Here is a 21,669-nt window from a genome sequence, read left to right as displayed (position 1 = left end):
GTTTAAAAAGGTTTAATTAATCGCGGACGTAGACCACATGACCGTCGTCTTCTTCGTCGTCCCAATCATCCCAGTCGTCTTCATCTTCAGTGATGACGTCTTTACCTGACATGGCATCTTTGTGGTAATCATCCCACATGAAGTTAACCTTCTCTTCTTCAGAGATCTCTTCCTCTTCGCGTGGTAGAGATTCCATAAAGTCAGCCAGCTTGTAGCACAGCTCCTTAGTACCTTGTCGGTTGATGGCAGAGATTTTGAAGTACTCGTCTTCCCAACCCAGTGCATCAAGGATAGCTTGAATCACTTCATTGGCTTCCTCTTCTGGCATCAGATCCACTTTATTGAAGACCAACCAACGAGGCTTATCCGCAAGCTTCTCGCTATACTGCTCAAGCTCATCAATGATCGTCAGCGCATTTTGCACCGGATCCGATTGATCAATCGGCATGATATCGATCATATGCAGCAACACGCGACAACGCTCAAGGTGCTTCAAGAATCGAATACCAAGACCGGCACCGTCTGCCGCGCCTTCGATGAGGCCCGGGATGTCGGCGACAACAAAGCTTTTCTCTGGGACAACACTGACTACACCCAAGCTTGGGATCAAGGTCGTGAATGGGTAGTCCGCCACTTTCGGCTTCGCCGCAGAAACGGCGCGAATAAAGGTCGATTTACCCGCATTAGGAAGACCAAGCATACCCACATCGGCCAATAGCAATAGCTCTAAACGCAGCTCACGGATTTCACCTTTCGTACCCAGCGTCTTTTGACGTGGTGCACGGTTCACCGAGGATTTAAAACGCGTGTTACCTAAACCGTGCCAACCGCCTTTTGCGACCATGACTTTTTTGCCATGCTCGGCCACTTCAGCCACGATCTCATTGGTGTGGATATCCACCGCACGTGTACCAACAGGCACGCGCAACACTTTGTCTTTTCCGCGTTTACCCGTACAGTTACCGCCGCGACCATTTTCACCACGCTCTGCTTCATAGAAGCGCTGAAAACGGTAATCAATCAGGGTGTTGAGGTTTTCGTCCGCTAGGATGTAAACATCACCACCGTCACCACCATCACCCCCATCAGGGCCACCTTTGGTTACGAATTTTTCGCGCCAAAAACTGACAACACCACTACCGCCGTCGCCGGCTTGAACTTTAACGACCGCTTCATCAACGAATTTCATCTCTTACTCCGCTCTCTTACCGCGCACCTCGCTGAGTGCGCCGCTGCGTTGCAACATCATCTCAACCGCTCAGGTTGAATGATATAAATTCTAGCAGATTCCACCTTCAGCTTGATCTCATCAGCTGAACAGGACATCGCCCGTGGGGAACCAATAATGAGGGACTCTTATACAGAGTGCCTGAGTATTGGTTCATAAATAAAAAACCCCGCCGAATCGGCAGGGCTTTTGAATTCAGTCAGAAGGTAAATTATTCAGCTTCGATGCTTACAAATTTACGGTTCTTAGGACCTTTCACTTCAAATTTCACTTTACCTTCAGTAAGAGCGAAAAGAGTGTGGTCTTTACCGATACCAACGTTGGTGCCAGCGTGGAACTTAGTACCACGTTGACGAACGATGATGTTACCTGCAAGAACAGATTCACCACCGAAACGCTTAACACCTAGACGTTTGCTTTCTGAATCGCGGCCGTTACGAGTAGAACCACCAGCTTTTTTGTGTGCCATTGTTAAACTCTCCTAATCGATTAAGCGTTGATACCAGTGATCTTCACTTCCGTGAACCACTGACGGTGACCTTGTTGCTTACGAGAGTGCTTACGACGACGGAACTTAACGATTTTAACTTTATCGCCACGACCGTGTTGTACAACTTCTGCTACAACTTTACCGCCCTCTACTAGAGGAGCACCAACTTTAATGTCTTCACCGTTAGCAACAAGTAGAACTTTATCAAATTCAACAGTTGCACCAGTTTCAACGTCTAATTTCTCTAAACGAAGAGTTTGACCTTCGCTTACACGGTGTTGTTTACCACCAGATTGGAAAACAGCGTACATATCTTACTCCGCTTTTTCCGCACAGCCTTATGCACTTTGGGCAATTTGGGTGTGCGCTAAACTAATCATCAATAGGGCGCAGATTCTACAGAAAGCTCGCACCTATGACAAGCCATATTTTTAAAAAATTGGCGAAAAGCTAATCGCCAATGAAAAGTGCGCCAATCATGCCCGTTAAGCATGTATTAATCAACGTTTTTTAGTGTATTATTGGCCAACAAATACAGATAAGAATACCTTACCAGTTCTAACCTTCAGCCGGATGTATAATGGATTTTAAAGCTATCCAAGCGCTCACTGCCGATGACATGGCAAAAGTGAATGAAACAATTCATGCCCAACTCAACTCTGACGTCTCTTTAATCAACCAACTCGGGTTTTATATCGTCAGTGGTGGCGGTAAACGAATCCGGCCGCTGCTTGCGGTGTTGTCTGCCCGGGCACTGGGCTACCAAGGTCAGGATCACACCACCGCCGCCGCCTTCATTGAGTTTATTCACACAGCGACCCTGTTGCACGATGATGTCGTGGATGAATCTGACATGCGCCGTGGTAAAGCCACCGCGAATGCCGCGTTTGGCAATGCCGCCAGTGTTTTGGTGGGTGATTACATCTATACCCGTTCATTCCAAATGATGACGGCACTCGGATCATTAAAGATCCTCGAGCTAATGAGTGACGCGGTGAATGTGATTTCCGAAGGTGAAGTGCAGCAGTTGATCAACTGTAACGATCCCGATACCACCGAAGAGAGCTACATGCAGGTCATCTATTCGAAGACGGCACGCCTATTCGAAGCGGCAACGCAAATCGGCGCGATTCTCACCGACGCTGACGCCGAACTTGAGCTCGCGATGCAAAACTACGGCAAATATCTCGGCACCGCATTCCAGTTGATTGATGATGTGATGGATTACACCTCTGACGGCGAGGAGATGGGTAAGAACGTGGGCGACGATCTGGCCGAGGGCAAACCGACCCTCCCTCTTCTATACGCAATGCGCCATGGCACCCCAGAACAAGCGGCAATGATTCGCGAAGCCATTGAACAAGCAAACGGAATGGAGAAGCTCAACGAGATTCTGGCCGCGATGGATGAAACCGGCTCTTTGGAGTACACGCGCCAGCTGGCTTATCAAGAAGCCGATAAAGCCATCGCTCAGCTTGCCCTTGTGCCTGACTCGCCTTATAAAGAAGCATTGGTAACGCTTGCTCATATGGCGGTGCATCGCAGCGCTTAAACAGCGAAATCGTCCTCTCCTTGTCAGGCAGCGAGTCAGAATTCACTGCCTGCTCACTACCTGATGGCCATCCTATCGTTCGTCATCAAACCGTCATCGCTCAGTCACCGAACTCTCACTAAACTGTCCTTTCAGTGACATCTAAATGACCTACGCTCATCATCAACTCCTGTTTAGACGAGATTGATATGGACGTATCTAGCCCTTTCCGATTGCCGCGCAAAACGCCATTTGGCCTTGGTGAGAACCTCACTGAATGGGCCACGGGCCTCAGTCGTTTGGATAAGTTTTACGCCAAGCGTCCGGCTAACGCCACAACAGAGCAGTTTCTTCGCTACACCTTAACTATCCTAGGTATCGACTACCAGATTGCAAAAGGCTCGCTCGATCCTATCCCGCGCAGTGGTGCGACCGTTGTGGTCGCCAATCATCCGCTGGGTTGTGTCGAAGGTGTGATCCTCGCTGAATTGCTACTGCATATCCGCCAAGACGTGCAGATCTTAGCCAATCAGTACCTCAAAACTGTCCCTGAGTTGGATCGTCTATTTATTGGTGTGGATGTGTTTGAAGGCAAACAGGCGCACAAAGCCAATTTAAAAGCGCTGAGACTGGCTCACCAACACCTGGAGAAAGGGGGGATCTTATTGATCTTTCCCGCTGGCGAAGTGTCACAACTGGTCGATAGCAAAACTCAGAAATTAGAAGATAAAGAGTGGAGCCGCTCGGTCGCTAGCTTAGTACGAAGATCCAAAGCCACCACGGTGCCCGTTTTTATTGACGGTCAAAACTCAAAACGCTTTTACCTTGCGGGAAAAGTGCATCCACTGCTGCGCACATTAATGCTGGGTCGAGAGTTACTCAACAAATCACACACCCCGATTCGACTCTCCATCGGCTCGGCCATCAAGTACAAAGAGCTCCACGCGCTCAATGATACTCAAATCGTCAACTATCTGCGTCTCAATACCTATTTGCTCGCGACAAACACTCAGCTTCGCTCAAACAAGGCGCCTGGCATTGATCTCAGCGGTCCTATCGCGAGCCCTCTCCCAGCGAGCGATCTTGAAGTGGATCTCGACCAATTGCCGCGCGATCATCACCTATTATCAAGCGGTGAATTCGACGTCTACTGCACCAGCGCCGACTACATTCCCTCTGTGTTGTATGAAATCGGCCGCCTGCGTGAAAAGAACTTTCGTGCGGTGGGAGAAGGGACGGGCTTGGCCCTAGACATCGATCAGTTTGATGGTCACTACCAACATCTGTTTATTTGGGACAGAGAGCAACGACGCCTGGTCGGCGCCTACCGACTCGGTTTGGTCGATAAACTGATTGAGCAACAAGGGGTTGATGCGCTCTACTCTCGTACTTTGTTTGAATATGATGAGCGCTTTATTAATACGATGGGCTGCGCCATTGAAATGGGCCGCTCAGTGATCGATAAGCCGTATCAAAAAAGCATGGGCGCTTTACTCTTGCTTTGGAAGGGCATAGCAACGTTTGTTTCTCGCCATCCTCACTATACGCATCTGTTTGGTCCAGTCAGCATCAGTAGTGATTACAGCGAGCAGGCAAGACAACTGCTCGCAGAAACCATGACGCTTCACCACTACGACACGAAAGCCGCTGAGTACGTCTCGCCGTCCAACCCGCTACCGAAACACGACACCCACTGGAACACCAGCATGTTAACCGCGCTGGCGGATTTACAACTGCTCTCTCGCGTGATTGATCGTATTGACGAAGGCAAGGGAGTCCCTGTTCTGCTGCGTCAATATTTGAACCTCAATGGCAAGCTGGTCTCATTCAATGTCGATCCTGATTTCAACAACGCTTTGGATGGATTGATCATGGTGGATTTAACTCGTGTTGGCACCAAAACTCTTGCCCGCTATATGGGTCAAGATGCCGCAAGCCAATACCTTGAGCATCACCACCCGCAAGCGGATTGATCCCTATCGAGCAAAAACTCAATGCCATGTGATTCACATGGCATTTTCCATCGATCGCATCATTACTCTAAAAGCGCGGCTGGTTTTAGGGCAATTTAACTTCTTGCCGCTCAGCTAAGCTCACTTCTCACTGTTTATTCATTCTCTATCCGAATATCTTCTCGCCCCATCACTTGATGCCACCAATAAAATGGTTGACGAAAAATAGCGCAAATTCGAAGCTAACAGTGAATTTGAAGCAATAGACAAAAATCATTGCAATATTCTAATAACAACACAAAAGGACGTGAACTCAACATGCTGCCATCCACTCCCCGCTCACTCAAAAACATGAAACGCGTGACGACCACGTTGCTCGCGAGCGTATGCGCTTTGCTTGCTAGCGTCAGCCACGCTGACGATAAAGTCTACCGACTTAAACTTGCCGAAACTTGGGGGCCCAATACCCCTATCCTAGGTGATGCAAGTAAGAACATGGCCAAACTGGCTGAAGAGATGTCCAATGGTCGTTTGCAGATCCGTATTGACTCTGCCAATAAGCACAAAGCGCCTTTGGGTATTTTTGATATGGTCAAATCAGGTCAATACGATTTAGGCCATTCCAGTTCTTACTACTGGAAAGGCAAGGTACCCAATACGCTGTTTTTCTCCTCGATGCCTTTTGGCATGATGGCGACCGAGCAATACGCGTGGTTTTATCGCGGTGGCGGTATGGAGTTGATGGAGAAAGTCTACGCGCCGCACAATTTGCTCTCTTTCCCCGGCGGTAACTCCGATATTCAGATGGGCGGCTGGTTCAAAAAAGAGATCAACACCATTGATGACCTGCAAGGGCTGAAGATCCGCATTCCGGGCTTTGCCGGTGAAGTCATGGCACGCGTCGGCGCCGCTCCAACTAACATCGCACCTGGGGAACTCTACACCTCACTCGAGAGAGGTACAATTGACGCGCTCGAATGGGTCGGCCCTGCTTTTGATTTGCGCATGGGCTTTCAAAAAATCGCGCCGTATTACTACACCGCGTGGCACGAGCCAGGTTCCGAGACGCAGTTCTTAGTCAACAAGAAGGTGTGGGACAGCTTGCCAAAGGATCTGCAAGTGATCCTAGAAACCGCCTTTAGAGTGGCCGCTTTTGACATGTATACCCAAGCGATTGACGCTAATGCCAACAGTTGGGCAAGCATGAGCCAAGAGTTCCCAGACATCAAAGTGCGCGACTTCCCGCCGCAAGTATTGTCAGCGCTGCACAGCGCCACAGAAGCCTTGCTGCAAGAGCAAGCAGAAAAAGACGCACTGGCGCAAGAGATCATCACTTCGCAACGCGACTACCTCACTAAAGTGCGCGCTTGGACCGACATCTCAACCAAAGCCTATCTTGAGACGACGCCTTAAGCGCTGTACGGTTATTCCTGTCAAAAAATATGGCTGTCAAAAAGCATTGCTTTCAAAGTGACGTCTTCAATCACTATCGCCGCCTTCGGGCGGCGTTTTTAGTCGCTCGCTGGCCAACCCCTCCCCTCCCTTTTTACTCCTTTTCTCGCTTTATAAAAAAACTGTCACTATTGATGTAGAGAATAGAGTCATAAAAGCCGTTGATGGCCTAATTCGTGACGAAAGATCATTTGTTCCACAAAAATAGTGGCGAAATCTCACGCCTTATTTTACAATGCAAATTAAGAAATCCAATCGAGCACTTGAAACAGGATAAAGACCAATGAGACTGATTCCCCTAAAAAATGCAGAACAAGTCGGCAAATGGGCTGCGCGTCATATCGCGAAGAAAATCAACGCCTTCAAACCGACGGCAGAACGCCCATTTGTTTTAGGTCTACCCACTGGCGGTACGCCACTGTCGACATACAAAGCACTGATCGAGCTATACCAAGCCGGTGAAGTCAGCTTTAAACACGTCGTCACGTTCAACATGGATGAGTACGTGGGCATTGACCCAAATCACCCAGAGTCATACCGCTCTTTCATGTACAACAACTTCTTCAACCATGTTGATATTCAGGAAGAGAACATCAACCTGCTTGATGGCCTAGCGGACGATATCGATGCACACTGCGCGGCATACGAAGACAAGATCCGCTCTTACGGCAAGATCAACCTATTCATGGGTGGCGTTGGCATTGATGGTCACATTGCGTTTAACGAGCCAGGCTCATCACTCTCATCACGTACTCGTATCAAGACGTTGACCGAAGACACGCGTATCGCAAACTCTCGCTTCTTTGATAACGACATCAACCAAGTGCCAAAATTTGCGTTAACGATTGGTGTCGCGACGCTACTGGATGCCGAAGAAGTGATGATTCTCTCGCTTGGTCACAACAAAGCCTTGGCACTGCAAATGGCGATTGAAGGCAGCGTAAACCACATGTGGACAGTCACTGCACTGCAAATGCACCGCAAAGCAATCATTGTTGCGGATGAGCCTGCGCAGCAAGAGCTTAAAGTGAAGACAGTGAAATACTTCTCTGAACTGGAAGCGGAAAACATCAAAGGTCTGTAAGACGTTTTCGCTAGCACGAAATAAAAAGCCACTTAGGTGGCTTTTTTATTGTCTGATATAGTTGGCTAAGGAAATTGCCTAGAATCGCTGTCTACTGTAGATGACGAAAAATGCTATCTAAAATAGATAGCGACAATAGAGCTGACAAAGAAAATCACTAAGAAGTCAGCGCGTTTTCTCTTGCGAGCTGCTGATGGATGTCGTTCACGGCCAACACTATGGTGGAACGCACTTTTTGGAAATGACGATCTAAAAACATGGCTTTCATTTCGTCATTTAATCCCTCGACCAACTCGGGTGAGTAATCGATAGGCATGATTTTCTGTATCGCGTTCACTCGGTTGAGCTCAAACACGATATCTTGGTCCCAGAAGTCCACTTTCCCCTCTTGAACCTTAACCCACTCTTTTAGGGTGACAAACACTTCGATGTCGTCATAGGTTTGTTTACTGATCACCCCGAGCCCGAGCAGTAACTTGATGCGCACCAGTATTTCCCCTAATGGCCCATCACTGGTCAGTAACGGATCAACGACGAATTTCACTGCATAATCGTCTTTGTGGAAAATACTTTTTAACAGGGTATCAAGCATGTCCTCCAATACATCATAAGCACATAGCAGACACTCAGCGGCATTGGCTGATTCTGCTAGCTCTTCTAAGAGCTCTACTTCATGACTCGAGTGTATTGGCATGGCTTCTTCAAAAGGAGAAAGTGCCACATCAGTGGCACTTTGGTGTTCCATCATTCATTGATTGCGTTGTACGCTTGTTCGGCTAGTTTAACAACTTCTGAGTCAATATTCAGCCCTGAATAGTGGGCTAACGTCTCGGCAAATCCTTTTTCTGCGAACATGCTCTGCAATTCAACCGCTTGTGGGTCATCGTCATTCTTGTAATGGAAGGCTGCTGCAATCCCTTTGATCAAATGCGCGTTGGGTAACCCATACTCCAAGGTGCCATTGAGTGGCTTGATCAAACGATCTTGCGGGCTGAGCTTACGAATAGGCTGGCGACCGACGCGGTCCACTTCATCACGCAAGTACGGGTTGGCGAAACGACCTAAGATTTTCTCAATGTAGGCTGCGTGGGCTTTAGGATCAAAACCGTAGCGCTGGATCAGTACTGCCCCGCTTTCTTCCATCGCCGCTTTCACTTCTTGGCGAATCGCTGGATCTTCAATCGAGTCTTTGATGGTCTCATGGCCCGCTAGTACACCGAGATAAGCTGTGATCAAGTGACCAGTGTTGAGCGTAAACAGCTTACGTTCGACAAACGCCATCAAGTTGTCTGTGCATTCCATTCCCGGGATGGTTGGGATTGGGCCGTTGAACTGAGTTTGATCTACAATCCACTCACTGAAGGTTTCCACCGTGACGGCCAGTGGATCGGTTTCGCCCTCTTCTGCCGGCGGCACGATGCGGTCAACCGCAGAATCGACAAAACCAATGTGCGCATCACTGAACGCTTTGAGTTCGTCACTAAGATGCGCATACACAGCTTCTTTAAGCTGAGTGGTACCACGCACCATGTTTTCTGCCGCGATAACGTTCAGTGGCGACGTGTTGCCCGCAGCAAAACGCTGCTCAATGCCTTTAGCAATCGAGCCAGAAATGATCTTGAGTACTGTTGGGCCCACCGCTGTGGTGATGAGATCGGCGTTGGCGATACAGCCAATCACCTCATCGGTGGCGGAGTTGACTGCCGTGACGTTTTTCACCACTTCCACGACACACTCTTCACCGACGACTTTCACTGGGTATTCGTTGCGTCTTTGCAACTCAGAGACGACCGTTTCGTTGACGTCTGCAAATGTGACTTCCATGCCTGCGTCTGAGAGTAATTTACCGATAAAACCACGACCGATATTTCCTGCACCAAAATGTAACGCTTTCATAATCACTAACCTTTCAAATGTTGAATCTGTATAGCTAACGGCTTAACAGCACACGACTAAGCCTTCAGCTATCTAGACTAAAAAGGAGGCCAGAGCGGGGGAGAACTGGCCTCGTTCACTTAGGAGCTAGACAAAGTACTGCTATGCATTGAGAATATTCAGAACATCTTCTGGGTTGATTGTGTTCTGTAAACGCTCAACGGCCTCTTCGTCATCAAGTGAATTGGTAATAGCCATGAGAACCATGTTGTGCTCATCACCTTGGGCAGCGATGCCGATGACCATCTTGGCGATGTCATCCTCATCTTCACCCCACTGAATGCCTTCAGGGTATTGGCAGAACACAATGCCGGTTTTCTTGACGTACTGTTTCGCTTCAATGGTTCCGTGTGGCACCGCAATTGACTCACCTAGGTAGGTAGACACGAGTTCTTCGCGGGCAAACATGCCATCAACATATTCAGGTGCAACGTTGCCTAATTTGACCAGTTGCTCACCTGCAAACTTAATCGCCTCTTCCTTAGAGTTGGCTTTTAATCCGAGGAATACACTGTCGCTAGTCAGCGTCAACGTCTGTTCCTTTTCCTCGGTCGCTGCAGGTGCCTCAGGCTTTTTTACAGCGCCACTCCTTGCTTCAACTAGCTGAGCAACAAGGTTGTCGTACACAGTGCCATCTAAAAAGTTACTTAGAGAGATGTGCATTGCGCCAGTAGCGTGAGTACGAGCACGGTCTGTCAAATCTTTGTGGGTCACCACAATTTGCGAGTCACTCGGTAGGTTGTTGATAGCCAAGTTCGAGACTTCAATATCCAGACCAGCCGCTTGCACTTTCTTACGTAGAAGACCGGCACCCATCGCACTTGAGCCCATACCCGCATCACAGGCAACGTAAATCGCTTTCACTGCTGCTGGGTCCACAGAAACTGCAGCGGTTTGACCTTTAGATGCTGCTTTCATGTCGTGCATGGCGGCAGAAGCTTTCTCTAGAGACTCGTCTTCGTCGGTCGCTTTTGAAGTTTTCATTAGGATAGAAGCCACAAGGAACGACACAGCGGCGGATGCAATCACAGATAGAACCACACCAACGTATGAGCCTTTAGGCGTCATCAGTAGTACCGCAAAGATTGAACCAGGAGATGCTGGAGAAATAAGACCAGAATCGAACATCACGTTAGTGAACACGCCTGTCATACCACCGGCAATAACCGCAAGGATAAGACGAGGGTTCATCAACACGTATGGGAAGTAGATTTCGTGGATACCGCCTAGGAAGTGGATGATTGACGCACCCGCTGCCGACTGCTTCGCGTTACCTTTACCAAACGCCATGTAAGCCAATAGAAGACCTAGACCAGGACCTGGGTTCGCTTCAATTAGGAAGAAGATTGAGCGGCCAAGTTCTTCAGACTGCTGGATACCCAGTGGCGAGAAGATACCGTGGTTAATCGCGTTGTTAAGGAAGAGGATTTTCGCTGGCTCAACGAAGATAGAAGCGAGTGGCAATGCACCTGTTTCTACCATCACGTTTACGCCCGCTGCCAATGCGCTAGAAAGAACTTTTACCGCAGGGCCAATGATGAAGAATGCTAGGATAGCGAGGATCATACCGATGATACCGGCAGAGAAGTTGTTCACTAGCATTTCAAAGCCGCTTTTCACTTTACCGTGAACCGACTCATCGAATTTCTTGATAGCGTAGCCACCAAGTGGACCGACAATCATCGCGCCCATGAACATAGGAATATCAGTACCGACAATCACACCCATTGTCGTGATGGCACCTACAACCGCACCGCGGTCGCCGCCCACCATTTTACCGCCGGTGTAACCGATCAGCAGTGGCAATAAGAATTTGATCATTGGGCCAACTAGTGATGCCAATGTTTCGTTTGGCAACCAGCCGGTTGGGATGAAAAGTGCAGTAATGAAACCCCAGGCAATAAATGCACCGATGTTTGGCATTACCATGTTGGATAGAAAACGACCAAAGTTTTGGACTTTGATCTTAGCTTCTGGTGATAACATAGGGAGACCTCAGTTTGTATTGGTTGGCCAAATGGCCCAAAATGTTTGTTCAAAAGTCGATTAAAATGTATCACAACATTTCTAAAAGGCACCCTCACCCACAACTTAGTGACTTAGATCACACACAAAGCATTAACATATCTTTTTTATGGTGATTTAAATCACATTTATTCACTGTCAGTAAATTACAAAGCCATTTTTTCGATAATGATTATCAATAACCAGAGATTTAGATCACAAAAACACAATCCGCACACTCAAAATATTTAGTGATAAAGATCTCATTTTGATTATTTATCCGATTTTTAAGCACTACTTTAGTTCACTCTCTGCGCGACTTTGGTTCAATTATTCATCAAACATTGATTGCAGCTGCGAATATGTAATTAAATTACAAAATAAGATTCATCAAAATTTCATCGTAAAATTGGTTAGGATGGTGACGCACAATGGCCAAGAGAATTGATGACGAAGAGCAGTGACGGAGAAAAGACAATGAAAGCGGTATTGTTTGATATGGATGGGCTAATCTTTGATACAGAGTCGCTCTATAAGAAAAGCTGGCAACGGGCGGCACAAGAGCAAGGTTTCGATTTGTGTGACGAGTTTTATCAGGGGTTCATCGGCGTACAAGATGGCGAGTGTGAGCGTCGCTTACAGCACCATTTTGGTGCTGAGTTTGATCTCCAGCGATTTATACGCTGCCGAGATCAGGACTTTACTGAGCGCAGCGCACTAGGCATTGACTACAAAAAAGGCTTTGAGACGCTGATGCGCCACCTTAAACAGAACAGTGTTAGGGCAGCGATCGTGACCTCATCCGGTCGAAAAGAAGTGCTAAGAAATTTTGCTGGCCGCGAGGTCCTCGAACAGTTTGAGTGCCTGATCACCTCTGATGAAGTAAGTCAAGGCAAGCCCGCGCCAGATGGCTACTTAATGGCATGCCAGCAACTCAACCTCAAACCGTCACAATGCCTAGCGTTAGAAGACTCCAATAACGGCGTGAAATCGGCCTTGGCAGCAGGTTGTTCAGTCATCATGGTGCCCGATTTGCTGCCACCAGAACCCCCACTTATCGAGAAAGTGACACTGGTCGATTCTTTAACTGAGGTGATCGCGTTGATCCCTACGACGACGCCTTGTTAAGCGACTGAGTCAAGAATCGTACCCAGGTCAGCGTTGTTTCATCGGCCTTCAGTTGATGAGCCTTTTGCGCACTTTCTAGGGCTTTTTCATGCTCATCCAATCGGTAGAAGGCTTGCGTCTTGGCCAATTCCACACGCTGACTGCTCGGCATGTTGGCCAGTACATTCAGCGCCGCTTGATACTGCTTCTGCTGCATCAGCAATTGCGCATACGACCAATGATGATCTGCACTGAGGCGCGAGGCGTGTTGCCAGGCCTCTAGCGCGTATTGCCACTCCTTCGCGACTTGCCAGTAGCGGGCTAAGGTGGCGTAGCTCTCTGCCTCTTCTTGTTCAAGCAGATGCTCGGCGTAAACCTTCGCAGCAAGTTCTGGAGCGCCTTGTGAGGCGTAAAGCCCTGCTAAGGTTTGATACTCACTGGAGGATAAAGCAAAGCCTTTTCGCTCTCTCTGTTTGAGCGTCGCCAACGCCTCGGGGTAGTGTTTCAAACGAAGATGCAAGCTGGTCAATTGCTTCCACCACAGTTCGTTATCGGACTCCAAAGCGCGCAGTTGCTCTGTGGTACTCACCGCTCCTTTCCAGTGACTCAGCGCCACTTGGGCGCCGAGCTTCATGCTCAGCAAAGAGACATCCGCTTTTTTATCTAGCGCTTGATACTGCTTGATACTCGACAGTACCGCTTGCCAATCTTGCAGCTGGTAATTGGACTGAGCGACCCGCAGCCACAGTTGAGTGACAAAATCCGTGGTATACATTTTTTCAGCTTGCGAGCGACTCACATCGGATTGTTTATTCAGCACACTTTGATAGTGTCTGAGTGCTTTTGCCGGCTCCCCAGTCGATAACAAAATATCGGCCAGCATGCGCTCGGTTTCAATCGCCTGTTCAATCGGCAAAGCACCAGTGGACAACGCATTTTCCAGCGCAACTTGCGATCGCTGAGGTTGCGCTTGTTGCCAATACAAAATGCCCAACATACGCGCCACGTAGGCTTGATCGTACGCTTTCACGGCGTCGATACCTTCTAAGATGGTCACCGCCTCGGCTGTTTTTTCTTGCTGAGACAACTCAAACGCTTGATGGACTCGCATCGCAACGCTGCGTGATAGCTCTTGCGCCTGCGCCTGCGGAACGCTCATCAAGCCCATCAACACTGACCATGCCAAAAGACGGCGTATCCATGCTGTAACCTTTGTCATTATTGCAACCTAAATTCTAATTTCACGGTTTGCCCTTCCTGTCTGGTCGCTTTGCCTGCGACGATCAAAGGTTGATACTTCCACTGACGCAATGCGCGCATCGCTTCACGATCAAACACGCCGCGAGGCGACCCTTCCACCACCTCAATCGCATCGGGCCGACCGGTTTCATCAATGGCAAATCGCATCACTACATAGCCTTCAATTTTTCGTTTCAATGCCCGCGAGGGGTAACGCGGTTCAATACGATGCAGTGGCATGATCTGTTGGTTTTGCGCAAGTTGAATCGGCCCTGGCGTTGCCATTGCCATTCCCGTTACTGACGTGCTCAGATTGACGTTAGGCAAATTGGGTAGCGCCGTGGTCTGAATTTGCTGCGCGGCCATTTGGGTCGTCAAACGCTCCACTTGCGGGGCCAAGGTCGGCGCTTTGGGTGGCTCAGGCAACTGCCGTGCTCTGCGCGCCGCCGCTCGCTCGTTTTCCACTTGCACGACATCAAAGCGCAGCGCCGACTGCGGCTCTGGCAGCGGCGATTTTCCTGCGTCCACCAGCCACGCCATAAACGCAAAGAGAGAGAGCGTCACTAATAAGGCTAATGGGGTGGCAATCAGCCATCGTTTTAGCATCGTAATTTACGTCCTAGCATACGGATACCCTTCCTTCTTCCGGCTATTTCTGCTCGGTGGCCAATGCGATCTTCTCAATGCCCGCCCCTTTGGCGCCATCCATCACTTGCACCACGGTGCCATTGAACGCAAAGGCATCGGCTTGAATGACCAAGGAGGCATCCGGTTGTTCAAGCAGCACATTTTCGAGTGTCGCTTGCACTCGCTCTACATCGACCAATCGCTTATCGATGTAGACCTCGTTGTTGGCGGTAATGGCAATAAAAATGCCCGCGTCTTTTTGGCTAGTGGCATTCGCCGCCGTTGGGCGGTTCACTTCTACGCCCGACTCTCGCACAAACGAGCTGGTGACGATAAAGAAGATCAGCATGATAAATACGATGTCGAGCATCGAGGTCATGTCCACTTGGGCATCGTCTGACGGTTTTTTGTATCGACCTAGTCTCATGGTCATTCCTATTTAGTCATACGCATTAAACGTTCGAGGTGAAGATGACGCGTTTCGCTCCACTTTGAGAGGCGAGCGTGGGCAAACATGCCGACCAATGCGGCAACCATGCCCGCCATCGTTGGCAACGTGGCCATCGAGATCCCTGCGGCCATCAAGCGCGGCTGTGCACTACCCTGCCCGGCCATCACATCAAACACGGAGATCATTCCCGTCACCGTGCCGAGTAGCCCTAGCATAGGGAAAAGCGCCACCAGCACTTTCATCAACGACAAGTGTTGATCAAGCGCCAACTTCGCTTCGGCCAACCAAGCGCTGCGCTGCGCGAGCGCATACCAGGAGTGGCGATCGTCACGCAGTTGCCATTTGGCGACCCATTGATGCTGCGCTTTGGGGAACAGCCAAAAAAGGTACACCAATCGCTCAATCGCCAGTAACCAAAACAGCGCCAACACGCCCGCTAACCACCAAAGCAGTGGACCACCACGATACATAAACTCGTTGATGGTGCTGCCAAGCGTGCTCCCCCCGAGATCGAGTAGAGACAGCCATTCCATTACGCGGCATCCTTCACAAGGCGGGTTGCTTGCTCGGCGCGCTCAGCCACCAAGCCAATACCCTGCTTCTCGATAATGGTGCGAATCGCTTCCGCTTTCGAGGCGAGGATATTGTGAATCAGGAGCAGAGGCATCGCAGCAATCAGACCTAATACGGTGGTGATCAGTGCCATTGAGATCCCGCCAGCCATGACACGCGGATCGGCGTTGCCAAATTGAGTAATGGTTTGGAAAGTATCAATCATCCCGGTCACCGTACCCAACAAACCAAGCATTGGAGCGAGCGCCGCCAGCAGTTTGATCATCGATAAACCACGTTCTAGGTGCTGCTGTTCGTCCATCACCGCTTCGAGCAAGCGCAGCTCCAACGCCTCAACATTCGGGCTGCTATCTTGACGATAAACATTCAAAATACGCCCAAGTGCATTGTCATCTTGCGGCGAGTCGGTGTGTTTAAGCTGCTTGGCAATTTTTGCTTTCGCGCTCAGTAACGCTGCGCCGCGAACCAAACCAATCACCATGCCCACCAGCAGTAGCGCGATGATCACTTTGCCAACGATACCGCCGTGCTCAATGCGATCGAGCAAAGTCGGCGCCATTCCCAGCTGTTCGAGCAGCGCGCCTCGTGAGGCATCCAGTGCAACGATCGGTAGTCCGCTTATGACATCAGTGCTTAGAGTCAGTGCACCCTGTGGCTGCTGAGCGTACACGGTAGCGCGCTGGCGCTGACCATTCCAATCTAAGTAACCTTGTTCACCCGCTAAGGCAAAACTACCCAAACGCAGCACCGATTTTGTCTCGGTTTCACCTTGTCCGTTGATGACATCAACGTTGAGCGTTTGTGCCTCAGCACTGGCCTGGATTTGCTGTGCAAACGCCTGCCACAGGCCGTAGAGCTGCCTCTTCTCTGGTAGCTGTCTTGCGGCCACAATCTCTTCTACTACCGCTCGGTGATCAGCGTGACCTAGGGTCGCAACAGAGCCAGCTTGCTCAAGGTCGAGATCTTTTGCCGCTTGGCGCACCACGCCAAACAGCTCACCTAAGCTGCCCGTTGCCAGATGCAAGGCTTGCTCTTTTTCGGCCAGTACGGCTTCGTTTTGCTGAAAGGTCTCTGACAGCTGTTCGTTTTCTTGTTTGAGAGAGGCAAGCTGCGCGTTGAGCTTATCAAGCTCTGCCTGCAACGCCTGTTCACGCTGCTTAAACTCCCCTTCACGCGCTTGATTATGCTTCGCTTGCTCAACTTTCGCTTGTTGCGTCTCTTTCAGTAAGGCAGCATCCGAAGCAGCAACAGACAGCGAGACCGTAGACAGTGAAACGGCGATCACGCTCGCCGCTAGCCAAGTCATCCCTCTCATTGTTGACTCTCCTTAACCGACACCGGTAAATGCAATAACGTTGGGGCGGCTTGTTTATTCGCTACATCAAACGCTTTATCAATCTCTAAACCGGCTTTGCTGTCGAGCGCTTGCCATTGTTCGTTAGACGCATTCCACGCCCAGTAGTGCGCGCGATCAACACTGCGCGCCACCAAGCTGATTCGGCCGAGATAGAGCTGCTCGGTAATCAGTGATTTGCCGTCTACCTCAATCGGCGCAGAATAAGCACCAAGCTTAGTGCCGTAATCCAACTCGATTTGGTATGCCTCTAGAATGCGGCGGTACTTTTCAGCATCACTGACGTCAGACTGAGTCATCATTTCACGCAACTTGGCAACGCGTTCGCGGCGCACCTCTTGGCGAAGTGGGCGATCGCTTTCTACCCATGCCTCTAGCCCATCAAGCATGCTGTACATCAACGGCACGATGCTTTCACGCGTGCGCTCAATCTCTGACAACTGTTCATCAAAGCTGGCGATTTCTTTCTGTTGGCTGTCGAGCATGCCGCGAAGGTGATCTCGATACACTTCTAGCCCTTCCACCTCAGCTTGGCGCTGCTCAATTTGCGCTTCAAGATCGAGCGCTTTGTCGCTGCTGGCCGACACGCGGCTTTGCGTGTTGGCATTTGCGGTGGTGATCTCTGTTTCAAGACGTTGCGACTGTTTCAACTCTGCCCCCGTTGCCATCGCAGCAGAAGACGCGGTCAGCATCCAACCTGCTAGCAACAAATGGGGTAAACGATTGTGTGTCATACTCTTCTCTTTGATCCGTTCTCTTTGACGTTAATCTCTGCGCTTGGGCTAGGATGACTTCTCTTCAAGAATGTTCGCCATCGCTGGCACCATTTCATCAATCAAATATTGAATCGACAATGGGCTAAAAAAGGAGAACGCGCCACCGATGATATCGCCAGTGAAGTATTCGCGTTTCTCTTTGTAAAACGGCATGCGTTTACGAAAAATGGCGTTGCTGGATTGCTCAAGCTGCTCTTCCGTGGTCAGCCAAATCACAAGGTCGTTGTCCAGCAAGTCCATACGCTCCTCGCTGAACGAGGTGTAAAACGCCTCCTTGGCGAGCGCATCAATGGACTCTGGAATATGAAAGCCCAGCGCAATCAGAAATTGTGAACGTAAGTCTTTGCTCGCATAGGCGCCAGGCTGTTTGTTGTAGTAAAACGCCACCGCCGCCGATTTGCCCTCAAACTCCGGGTGCTTTGCCCGCAGCGTAGCAATCTGCTGCTTTATATCTTGCACTATGGCTTGCGATTTTTCTTCATAACCCAGCGCTTTACCTATCATAAGATGACGCTCATCCCACGGCATCGCCCAATCGGTATAAGCGCCAGATTGTGCGAGCGTAGGCGCAATCGTGCTGAGCTTGTCGTAGGTTTTCTTATCCATCCCGGAAGAGACGCCGATGATCAGATCCGGTTTCAGCTGCGCGATGGCCTCAAAATCGACCGTTTGCCCTTTAAGTAATACCGGCTTGGCATCGCCCAACTCATCTTGCGCCCATGGCCACACGCCGTAAGGTTGGTCACCATACCAATCGCGTACGGCTAGTGGGATAACGCCGAGCGCCAGAATATCATCATGATCCGTGACGCCGACAGAGACCACGCGCTGCGGCTGTTCGCTAAGCTCAACCTGACCGTATTTGTGTTCAATCGTCAGCGGATAGGCCTCGGCCAACACACTCACGACACTGGCCAACAGCAACGCGCCTAGCCGAGTGACTTCTCTTACCATGATGTATCCCTTCTCTTTTTCTAGCCTTGTTGTTTTCGCATTAAGAGCAGCGCAAACAAAGGCGCGCCGATAAGCGCGGTCACTAAGCCTGCGGCCAATTGCGTCGGCGCAAACAGGGTGCGCCCTAAGGTATCGGCGAACAGCACTAAGCTTGCGCCGACCAATGTAGTCAATATTAAGTGGCTATTAGGACCTGCGATGGTCATCTTTCTCGCCATGTGCGGTGCAAGCAAACCGACAAAACCGATCGGCCCAACAATGGCGGTCGCTAGCGCCGCCGCGCACACACTCAGCATCAACTGAACACGGCTCGCCCAAACACTGTTCACGCCCAGACCGACCGCCATATCAACACCAAACGACAATGCCGCCATGTTACGTGCTTGGCCGATCGCCAACGCCAAGGTGGTCAGCAGCGCGATGGAGAGCAGTCCGACTTCAGACCAAGTCACCGCATGCACACTGCCCGATAGCCACGCCAGTGCAGACATGGCAGCGTCAATGTCACCGTAAGTGAGCAAGCTTGAGGTCAAGGCACTGAAAAACGCCGCCACCCCGATACCCATTAAAATAAATTTCAGCGGATGCCCAGAGCCACTCAAGCTCTGCACGCCCGCGGCGACCACCATCGCCCCGGTAAACGCGCTCACTTCACGCCAAGCGTCGATCGCCTCCGGAAACAGCATCGTCAAACACACCACGGCAAACGCCGCGCCTTGACTGATGCCGACTAAACTGGGATCAGCGAGAGGGTTGCGGGTCAGGTTTTGCAGCAGCGCTCCTGAAAGCGCAAACAAGCCCCCCGCCAGCAACGCCGCTAGACTGCGCGGCAAACGCAGCTCCCACATCACCAACGCCGCCTGGCTATCGGCGATGGAGCCTTGCATGCCGAGCGCGCTCATCACCTCATCCAATAGCGCCTGCATCGAGAGCGCATAACTGCCGATGCCAATACTGAGCAACCACAGCAACGCCATCAAAAGAGCCATCAACACCGTGACGCCGAGCGTTTTGGGCCGAACCCGGAATGAGACTCGACCGCCGAGCCACCTTAGCGCCACCATGTTAACGAATCCTCGTTTTGACCAGCCACACAAACAGCGGTGCTCCGAGCAAAATCGTCATCAGCCCAGTCGCCACCTCTTGTGGGGCAATCAACCAGCGCGCCAAACTGTCAACAAACAGCAAGTAGGCGCCGCCAAGCAGCAGCGAATATGGCACGACCCAGCGATAATCACTGCCCACCAGCAGCTTGACCACATGCGGAATCACCAAGCCGACAAAACCCAGCGGACCTGCCAGTGCGACCGAGGCCGCCGTCAAGGACACTACGCACAGCAGCAACTGCCATTTGCGCTTTTGAATATCAATGCCAAGGCCCGTCGCGACCTGATCGCCCATCGACATCGCCGTCACCGCAGGGGCCAGCAGTATCGCAGCCACTAAGCCAAACAAAATCCAAGGCAGGCACCACCAGTATGTCTCCAATTGACTCCCCAGTAGAGAGCCCACCAGCCAGCCGCGCAAGGTTTCAAACGTTTTCTGGTCGATCAAATGATGAATCGACAAGAGCGCGGCGGTAAACGCGCTAAACGCCGAGCCGGTCAGCGTCAACGTCAGCGGCGTCACTCCGCTCGGCGTTCGCGCGGCAATCGTCCAGACTACCGCAGCGGCAATCAGCGAGCCCACGGCCGCCACTAATGGCAACCATACGATGCCCTCGACAGGCGCAAAACTCATCCAATAGACCACCGCCAGCGCGCCGCCCGTCATCATGCCGAGTAAGCTAGGATCAGCGAGCGGATTTCTCGTCACGCCTTGCATCAAGGCACCCGCCACAGCCAAACTCGCGCCCACTGACGCAGCAACGATGGCGCGTGGTAAGCGCAACTCTCGCACCACTAAATGAGAGAACTGATTGTCATCGTACGCCACCAACGCGGCCCATACCTCCGTCAGCGCGACAGGCTGCGCACCTAGCGATAAATGCCAAAGTAAAAAAACCAGCAGTATCATCGCCATCACGCCAAGACCTGCACCACTTAACCAAGCACAGCGTCTCATATCACCGCCGACATCATCGTTCTTGTCTGCCCATGGGCAACACTGGCGATCTCTGTGGGTACGCATTGCAAGGTTTGTGTGTGCGGATCGCGAATCACATTGGCATTTAAACCAAACACCTGCTTAAGGTTGTCGGCGGTAAAGACCTGCTCGGGGTGACCAGCGGCGTAGATGGTGCCCGCTTTCATCATGATGAGCTCATCGGCATACGCAGCCGCAAGATTAAGTTCATGCAGCACCACAACAAGGGTGCGATGGTGTTGATGCGCCAATTGGCTCAATAAGCTCAGCAAGTCGACCTGAACTTTGAGATCCAAATAGGTGGTCGGCTCATCAAGTAAAATGATGTCGGTTTCTTGCGCCAGCACCATGGCAATCCAACAACGTTGACGCTGACCACCCGACAGGTCGGTCACCGCTCGATCGGCGAGCTCTGTGACCTTGGCCATCGCCATTGCCTCATCCACCATTTGCTCGTCATGCTCACTCCACTGCTGGAAAAAGGTTTGATGCGGATAGCGCCCTTGAGCGACGAGCTCACGTACAGTGAGACCTTCCGGTGCAATCGGGCCTTGTGGCAATAACGCTAAGGTTTTTGCCACCGCTTTCACACCCAGTTGATGAATGGGCTCATCATTGAGCAGCACCTGACCAGACATCGGTGGCAGCACTCGTGCTAAGCATTTGAGCAGGGTCGATTTGCCACACCCATTCGAACCGACCAAAATCGTCAGTTTACCGGGTTGAATCTCAAGACTGATGTTGTTGACGATCGGTGTATCGTAACCGACGACCAAGGACGAAGCCGCGAGACGTGCACTGTGTTGATGGGGGTCTAGCATTACTCT

Annotated in this window: 21 protein-coding genes; 5 read left to right on the top strand and 16 right to left on the bottom strand. The window is 50.7% G+C overall.

Annotation, left to right across the window (positions count from 1 at the left end; translation table 11 throughout):
* Positions 1 to 16 precede the first annotated feature (16 nt).
* The 3 genes from cgtA to rplU all read right to left on the bottom strand — a co-directional run bounded on the left by cgtA (position 17) and on the right by rplU (position 2,029).
* Positions 17 to 1,189, bottom strand: a complete 1,173-nt coding sequence (gene cgtA / locus AC6R1A_RS01540; RefSeq protein WP_500631453.1) for an Obg family GTPase CgtA — start codon at positions 1,187 to 1,189, stop codon at positions 17 to 19.
* 250 nt (positions 1,190 to 1,439) lie between these two features.
* Positions 1,440 to 1,697, bottom strand: a complete 258-nt coding sequence (rpmA, locus tag AC6R1A_RS01535) for a 50S ribosomal protein L27 (protein ID WP_004409945.1) — start codon at positions 1,695 to 1,697, stop codon at positions 1,440 to 1,442.
* Positions 1,698 to 1,717: 20 nt separating this feature from the next.
* A complete protein-coding gene (gene rplU / locus AC6R1A_RS01530) occupies positions 1,718 to 2,029 on the bottom strand; it encodes a 50S ribosomal protein L21 (protein WP_000271393.1) in 312 nt (103 codons plus the stop codon).
* Between the two features lie 269 nt (positions 2,030 to 2,298).
* On the opposite strand from rplU, the gene ispB reads away from it, so the two are divergent.
* The 4 genes from ispB (at position 2,299) to nagB (ending at position 7,737) form a co-directional block, all read left to right on the top strand.
* Positions 2,299 to 3,270, top strand: a complete 972-nt coding sequence (gene ispB / locus AC6R1A_RS01525; protein WP_500629569.1) for an octaprenyl diphosphate synthase — start codon at positions 2,299 to 2,301, stop codon at positions 3,268 to 3,270.
* A 188-nt stretch (positions 3,271 to 3,458) separates the two neighbouring features.
* Positions 3,459 to 5,222, top strand: coding sequence for a bifunctional lysophospholipid acyltransferase family protein/GNAT family N-acetyltransferase (locus AC6R1A_RS01520; RefSeq protein WP_500631452.1), 1,764 nt, complete (start codon positions 3,459 to 3,461; stop codon positions 5,220 to 5,222).
* Positions 5,223 to 5,552: 330 nt separating this feature from the next.
* Positions 5,553 to 6,614, top strand: a complete 1,062-nt coding sequence (locus tag AC6R1A_RS01515) for a TRAP transporter substrate-binding protein (RefSeq protein WP_500631483.1) — start codon at positions 5,553 to 5,555, stop codon at positions 6,612 to 6,614.
* Positions 6,615 to 6,936: 322 nt separating this feature from the next.
* A complete protein-coding gene (gene nagB / locus AC6R1A_RS01510; RefSeq protein ID WP_334553589.1) occupies positions 6,937 to 7,737 on the top strand; it encodes a glucosamine-6-phosphate deaminase in 801 nt (266 codons plus the stop codon).
* A gap of 157 nt (positions 7,738 to 7,894) precedes the next feature.
* Here the strand turns inward: nagB and AC6R1A_RS01505 are convergent, their stop codons facing one another.
* The 3 genes from AC6R1A_RS01505 to AC6R1A_RS01495 all read right to left on the bottom strand — a co-directional run bounded on the left by AC6R1A_RS01505 (position 7,895) and on the right by AC6R1A_RS01495 (position 11,658).
* A complete protein-coding gene (locus AC6R1A_RS01505) occupies positions 7,895 to 8,431 on the bottom strand; it encodes an MltR family transcriptional regulator (protein WP_500626419.1) in 537 nt (178 codons plus the stop codon).
* Positions 8,432 to 8,481: 50 nt separating this feature from the next.
* Positions 8,482 to 9,633, bottom strand: coding sequence for a mannitol-1-phosphate 5-dehydrogenase (locus tag AC6R1A_RS01500; protein WP_500632898.1), 1,152 nt, complete (start codon positions 9,631 to 9,633; stop codon positions 8,482 to 8,484).
* A gap of 141 nt (positions 9,634 to 9,774) precedes the next feature.
* Positions 9,775 to 11,658: a PTS mannitol transporter subunit IICBA gene (locus AC6R1A_RS01495; RefSeq protein ID WP_500632899.1), complete on the bottom strand. Its 1,884-nt coding sequence runs from the start codon at positions 11,656 to 11,658 to the stop codon at positions 9,775 to 9,777.
* A 465-nt stretch (positions 11,659 to 12,123) separates the two neighbouring features.
* Between AC6R1A_RS01495 and AC6R1A_RS01490 the strand changes: the two genes are divergently transcribed.
* A complete protein-coding gene (locus AC6R1A_RS01490; protein WP_500632900.1) occupies positions 12,124 to 12,804 on the top strand; it encodes an HAD family hydrolase in 681 nt (226 codons plus the stop codon).
* Here AC6R1A_RS01490 and AC6R1A_RS01485 read toward each other — a convergent pair.
* From AC6R1A_RS01485 to AC6R1A_RS01440, 10 genes are read right to left on the bottom strand one after another with little or no spacing between them, the layout of a single operon-like run.
* A complete protein-coding gene (locus AC6R1A_RS01485) occupies positions 12,785 to 14,002 on the bottom strand; it encodes a tetratricopeptide repeat protein (protein ID WP_500632901.1) in 1,218 nt (405 codons plus the stop codon). The genes AC6R1A_RS01490 and AC6R1A_RS01485 overlap by 20 nt on opposite strands.
* A complete protein-coding gene (locus tag AC6R1A_RS01480) occupies positions 14,002 to 14,628 on the bottom strand; it encodes an energy transducer TonB (protein WP_500632902.1) in 627 nt (208 codons plus the stop codon). The genes AC6R1A_RS01485 and AC6R1A_RS01480 overlap by 1 nt, the downstream gene beginning before the upstream one ends.
* A gap of 43 nt (positions 14,629 to 14,671) precedes the next feature.
* Positions 14,672 to 15,076, bottom strand: coding sequence for an ExbD/TolR family protein (locus tag AC6R1A_RS01475; RefSeq protein ID WP_334553579.1), 405 nt, complete (start codon positions 15,074 to 15,076; stop codon positions 14,672 to 14,674).
* Positions 15,077 to 15,084: 8 nt separating this feature from the next.
* Positions 15,085 to 15,633 carry a MotA/TolQ/ExbB proton channel family protein gene (locus AC6R1A_RS01470; protein ID WP_500632903.1) on the bottom strand — a complete coding sequence of 183 codons (549 nt, stop codon included), beginning with the start codon at positions 15,631 to 15,633 and terminating at the stop codon, positions 15,085 to 15,087.
* Positions 15,633 to 16,979: a MotA/TolQ/ExbB proton channel family protein gene (locus AC6R1A_RS01465; protein ID WP_500632913.1), complete on the bottom strand. Its 1,347-nt coding sequence runs from the start codon at positions 16,977 to 16,979 to the stop codon at positions 15,633 to 15,635. Before AC6R1A_RS01465 ends, AC6R1A_RS01470 begins: the two co-directional genes overlap by 1 nt.
* A gap of 5 nt (positions 16,980 to 16,984) precedes the next feature.
* Positions 16,985 to 17,761, bottom strand: a complete 777-nt coding sequence (locus AC6R1A_RS01460; RefSeq protein ID WP_500632904.1) for a DUF3450 domain-containing protein — start codon at positions 17,759 to 17,761, stop codon at positions 16,985 to 16,987.
* A gap of 48 nt (positions 17,762 to 17,809) precedes the next feature.
* The gene (locus AC6R1A_RS01455) at positions 17,810 to 18,757 is read right to left on the bottom strand and encodes an iron-siderophore ABC transporter substrate-binding protein (protein ID WP_500632905.1); all 948 of its coding nucleotides are present in this window, start codon (positions 18,755 to 18,757) and stop codon (positions 17,810 to 17,812) included.
* Positions 18,758 to 18,777: 20 nt separating this feature from the next.
* On the bottom strand, positions 18,778 to 19,821 hold the full coding sequence (locus AC6R1A_RS01450) for a FecCD family ABC transporter permease (RefSeq protein WP_500632906.1): 1,044 nt from the start codon (positions 19,819 to 19,821) through the stop codon (positions 18,778 to 18,780).
* 1 nt (position 19,822) lies between these two features.
* Positions 19,823 to 20,887, bottom strand: a complete 1,065-nt coding sequence (locus AC6R1A_RS01445; protein WP_500632907.1) for a FecCD family ABC transporter permease — start codon at positions 20,885 to 20,887, stop codon at positions 19,823 to 19,825.
* Complete coding sequence (locus tag AC6R1A_RS01440; RefSeq protein ID WP_500632908.1) at positions 20,818 to 21,663, bottom strand: ABC transporter ATP-binding protein; 846 nt, start codon at positions 21,661 to 21,663, stop codon at positions 20,818 to 20,820. The genes AC6R1A_RS01445 and AC6R1A_RS01440 overlap by 70 nt, the downstream gene beginning before the upstream one ends.
* Between the last annotated feature and the right edge of the window lie 6 nt (positions 21,664 to 21,669).

The sequence above is a fragment of the Vibrio sp. R10-SG3-ISO3 genome (assembly GCF_059834225.1).
This window is presented reverse-complemented; position numbering and strand designations above follow the sequence as displayed.

Coding starts and splice junctions, on each gene's coding strand:
- cgtA (WP_500631453.1), bottom strand. CDS start 1,189: ATGAAATTCGTTGATGAAGCGGTCGTTAAAGTTCAAGCCGGCGACGGC.
- rpmA (WP_004409945.1), bottom strand. CDS start 1,697: ATGGCACACAAAAAAGCTGGTGGTTCTACTCGTAACGGCCGCGATTCA.
- rplU (WP_000271393.1), bottom strand. CDS start 2,029: ATGTACGCTGTTTTCCAATCTGGTGGTAAACAACACCGTGTAAGCGAA.
- ispB (WP_500629569.1), top strand. CDS start 2,299: ATGGATTTTAAAGCTATCCAAGCGCTCACTGCCGATGACATGGCAAAA.
- AC6R1A_RS01520 (WP_500631452.1), top strand. CDS start 3,459: ATGGACGTATCTAGCCCTTTCCGATTGCCGCGCAAAACGCCATTTGGC.
- AC6R1A_RS01515 (WP_500631483.1), top strand. CDS start 5,553: ATGAAACGCGTGACGACCACGTTGCTCGCGAGCGTATGCGCTTTGCTT.
- nagB (WP_334553589.1), top strand. CDS start 6,937: ATGAGACTGATTCCCCTAAAAAATGCAGAACAAGTCGGCAAATGGGCT.
- AC6R1A_RS01505 (WP_500626419.1), bottom strand. CDS start 8,431: ATGCCAATACACTCGAGTCATGAAGTAGAGCTCTTAGAAGAGCTAGCA.
- AC6R1A_RS01500 (WP_500632898.1), bottom strand. CDS start 9,633: ATGAAAGCGTTACATTTTGGTGCAGGAAATATCGGTCGTGGTTTTATC.
- AC6R1A_RS01495 (WP_500632899.1), bottom strand. CDS start 11,658: ATGTTATCACCAGAAGCTAAGATCAAAGTCCAAAACTTTGGTCGTTTT.
- AC6R1A_RS01490 (WP_500632900.1), top strand. CDS start 12,124: ATGACGAAGAGCAGTGACGGAGAAAAGACAATGAAAGCGGTATTGTTT.
- AC6R1A_RS01485 (WP_500632901.1), bottom strand. CDS start 14,002: ATGACAAAGGTTACAGCATGGATACGCCGTCTTTTGGCATGGTCAGTG.
- AC6R1A_RS01480 (WP_500632902.1), bottom strand. CDS start 14,628: ATGCTAAAACGATGGCTGATTGCCACCCCATTAGCCTTATTAGTGACG.
- AC6R1A_RS01475 (WP_334553579.1), bottom strand. CDS start 15,076: ATGAGACTAGGTCGATACAAAAAACCGTCAGACGATGCCCAAGTGGAC.
- AC6R1A_RS01470 (WP_500632903.1), bottom strand. CDS start 15,633: ATGGAATGGCTGTCTCTACTCGATCTCGGGGGGAGCACGCTTGGCAGC.
- AC6R1A_RS01465 (WP_500632913.1), bottom strand. CDS start 16,979: ATGACTTGGCTAGCGGCGAGCGTGATCGCCGTTTCACTGTCTACGGTC.
- AC6R1A_RS01460 (WP_500632904.1), bottom strand. CDS start 17,761: ATGACACACAATCGTTTACCCCATTTGTTGCTAGCAGGTTGGATGCTG.
- AC6R1A_RS01455 (WP_500632905.1), bottom strand. CDS start 18,757: ATGGTAAGAGAAGTCACTCGGCTAGGCGCGTTGCTGTTGGCCAGTGTC.
- AC6R1A_RS01450 (WP_500632906.1), bottom strand. CDS start 19,821: ATGGTGGCGCTAAGGTGGCTCGGCGGTCGAGTCTCATTCCGGGTTCGG.
- AC6R1A_RS01445 (WP_500632907.1), bottom strand. CDS start 20,887: ATGCGTACCCACAGAGATCGCCAGTGTTGCCCATGGGCAGACAAGAAC.
- AC6R1A_RS01440 (WP_500632908.1), bottom strand. CDS start 21,663: ATGCTAGACCCCCATCAACACAGTGCACGTCTCGCGGCTTCGTCCTTG.